This window comes from Microbacterium sp. Leaf351, from assembly GCF_001423825.1.
Taxonomy (GTDB): Bacteria; Actinomycetota; Actinomycetes; order Actinomycetales; family Microbacteriaceae; genus Microbacterium; species Microbacterium ginsengisoli.
Window position 1 is genome coordinate 39,984 of the sequence record NZ_LMPK01000023.1, and the last position, 2,568, is coordinate 42,551.

The 2,568-nt window shown below is 67.3% G+C and carries 3 protein-coding genes; 2 read left to right on the top strand and 1 reads right to left on the bottom strand.

Annotation, left to right across the window (positions count from 1 at the left end):
• Positions 1-67 precede the first annotated feature (67 nt).
• Complete coding sequence (locus ASG00_RS07900; RefSeq protein ID WP_056208265.1) at positions 68-817, top strand: ATP-binding cassette domain-containing protein; 750 nt, start codon at positions 68-70, stop codon at positions 815-817.
• Positions 818-825: 8 nt separating this feature from the next.
• Here the strand turns inward: ASG00_RS07900 and ASG00_RS07905 are convergent, their stop codons facing one another.
• Positions 826-1,488 carry a GntR family transcriptional regulator gene (locus ASG00_RS07905; RefSeq protein WP_056208270.1) on the bottom strand — a complete coding sequence of 221 codons (663 nt, stop codon included), beginning with the start codon at positions 1,486-1,488 and terminating at the stop codon, positions 826-828.
• Positions 1,489-1,566: 78 nt separating this feature from the next.
• On the opposite strand from ASG00_RS07905, the gene ASG00_RS07910 reads away from it, so the two are divergent.
• Positions 1,567-2,526: an AEC family transporter gene (locus tag ASG00_RS07910; protein ID WP_200934393.1), complete on the top strand. Its 960-nt coding sequence runs from the start codon at positions 1,567-1,569 to the stop codon at positions 2,524-2,526.
• Positions 2,527-2,568: the final 42 nt, after the last annotated feature.

A 2,568-nucleotide genomic window follows, 5' to 3' on the forward strand; every position in this document is an offset into this window, starting at 1 on the left:
CCTTCTACTCGCCCCTGGTCATCGGCATCGTCGTGATCGCCGCCGCCATGCTCATGAGAGGTCGAAAGTGAACGACATCAAGGTCGAACTCCGCGACATCCGCAAGACGTTCGGCAGCGTCGAGGCGCTGAAGGGCGCCTCCCTCACAGCTCGTCGCGGCGAGGTCACGGCCATCGTCGGTGACAACGGTGCCGGCAAGTCGACGCTGGTCAAATGCCTGACGGGGCTCATCACGCCCGACAGCGGAACGATCACCATCGATGGGAAGGACGTGCGCTTCTCCTCGCCCAAGCATGCGCGGGCGGCGGGCATCGAGACGGTGTACCAGGATCTCGCGCTGAGCGATCAGCTCAGCATCTGGCAGAACCTCTACATGGACCGCGAGCTCACCGCCGGCATCGGTCCGCTGCGTTTCCTCCGCCGCGGCGAGATGAAGCGCGAGGCGCATCGTCTCGTCGCCGACCTCGCCGTCAACGTGCCGTCGGTGACGAGGCCGGTCAAACGCCTCTCCGGTGGGCAGCGGCAGGCGGTCGCGATCGCACGGGGTGTGATGTGGGCCCGCGGCCTCATCATCCTCGACGAGCCCACGGCGGCGCTTGGGCTGCGGGAGACCGCTCAAGTCGAGGGGCTGATCCGCCGCGTCGTCGATGCCGGTGAGACGGTGCTCGTGGTCTCGCACAACTTCGAGCAGGTGAAGCGCCTCTCGTCCCAGGTGTGGGTAATGCGAGCGGGCAACGTCGTGCAGGGGGTGCGTACCGAGGACGTCTCCGGTGAGGAGCTCGTCGGCCTCGTGACCGGCGCGATCACCGCCGTTTGACGTGTCGGCTACGACGTCGCGAGGATGTGGAGCACGTCGCCGCGGATTCGGCTGAGGTGCTCCTGCATCGCGGCCTCGGCCAGAGCCGAATCGCCCGTCATGATGCCGCGCAGGATCTCGTCGTGATCGTGGGCGATGTCGATCGGGCTGTGGAGGCGGTCGGTCGTGGTGTGGCGACGGTTGATCAGCAGGTCGCGCAGGTCGTCGACGATGCTCGCGAGTCGCGCATTGCCGGTGGCGCTGAGGATCGCGGAGTGGAACTGGGCGTCGTAGCGCTCGAGGTCGGCGGAGCGGCCGGCGGCGGCGACCTCGAGCATGCGGTCGTAGGCGTGCTGGATGCGCTGCTTGGCCTTCGCGTCGGCCTGGGCGGCGAGGCCCGCGGCCGGCACCTCGAGCCACGAGCGGATCTGGAAGATGCGCTCGAGATCGGCCGGGTCATGCTCGATGACGATGAAGCCGCGGTTCTTCTGGATCTCCACGAGCCCGAGGTTCGCGAGCTGCAGCACTGCCTCGCGCACGGGCGTACGGGAGACGCCGAGCTGGTCGGCGATCGAGCCGACCGAGTGCAGCACGCCGCCCGGCATCGTGCCGTCCTTGATGGCGGCGCGGATCGAGGTGACGACCTGCGATGTAAGTGTTTCCTGTGTGCGCACCTTTGCGAGCGACGTCATGACGAGGTTCCCTCCTCGAGCCCCCAGTGAAGAGTGAAGGGTCCACTCTCGTGTGTATGTAGCATGCTACATGACTCGGTGAACGTCGCCGATCGGATCGAGGTTCGCGTGTCGGGTGTGCTCATCGGCTTCGGAGTGGTGGGCTCGCTCATCCTCCTCGGCTTCGTCGTGGGGCGGATGCGACTGCTCCCCGACAACGCGGAACGCGTGCTCTCGATGGTGGCGTTCACGCTCGGCACACCGGCGCTGATGTTCTACCTGCTCTCGACCAGCCGCATCGACTCGATCTTCAGCGTCTCGCTCGCCACCGTTGCCATCGCGGCGCTGTTCGGCATCGCCGTCTTCGCGATCGTCGCGGCGGTCGCGCGCTGGGGCGTGCCGACCGCCGTCGTCGGCGGTCTCGCGAGCGGGTACGTGAACGCGGGGAATCTCGGGCTGCCGGTGGCGACCTATGTGCTCGGCAGCGCCACTCTCATCGCGCCCGTGATGCTGTTCCAGCTCATCATCCTCGCCCCCGTGAGCATGGCGATCCTCGACATCGCCTCGGGTGTCGGGCAGTCCATCGGACAACGTCTGCTGCGTCCGTTCCGCAATCCGATCGTGGTCGCCTCGCTTGCCGGCGTCGCCGTGAGCGCCAGCGGGCTCGTACTGCCCGACGCGATCCTCGAGCCGTTCTCGCTGCTCGGGCATGCGACGGTGCCGATCATGCTGCTCGCGTTCGGCATGGGGCTGCAGCGCCACGGGCTTCCGCTGCGGCGCGGCGCCGTGGCGCAGACGCTCGTCGCCGTCGTACTGAAGTCGTTCGCCGCGCCGATCGTCGCCACGATCGTGGGGACGCTCGTCTTCGGGCTGGCAGGCAAAGACCTCATGGCGGCCGTGCTCTGCGCGTCACTGCCCACAGCGCAGAACGTCTACGTCTACGCATCGCGCTACGAGTCCGCCACGACCCTCGCCCGCGACGCCGTGTCGCTCACGACAGTGCTCGCCGTGCCGGTGCTGGTGGTCGGTTCGGTGCTGTTGCCCGCTCTCTTCGGATGAGAGTGGCATGTTACATGTCTGTTTCGGTCGGGTAAAACACTC

Bases quoted from the DNA above. Each gene is read 5' to 3' on its own strand.
- ASG00_RS07905 (WP_056208270.1), bottom strand. From the start codon at position 1,488: ATGACGTCGCTCGCAAAGGTGCGCACACAGGAAACACTTACATCGCAG.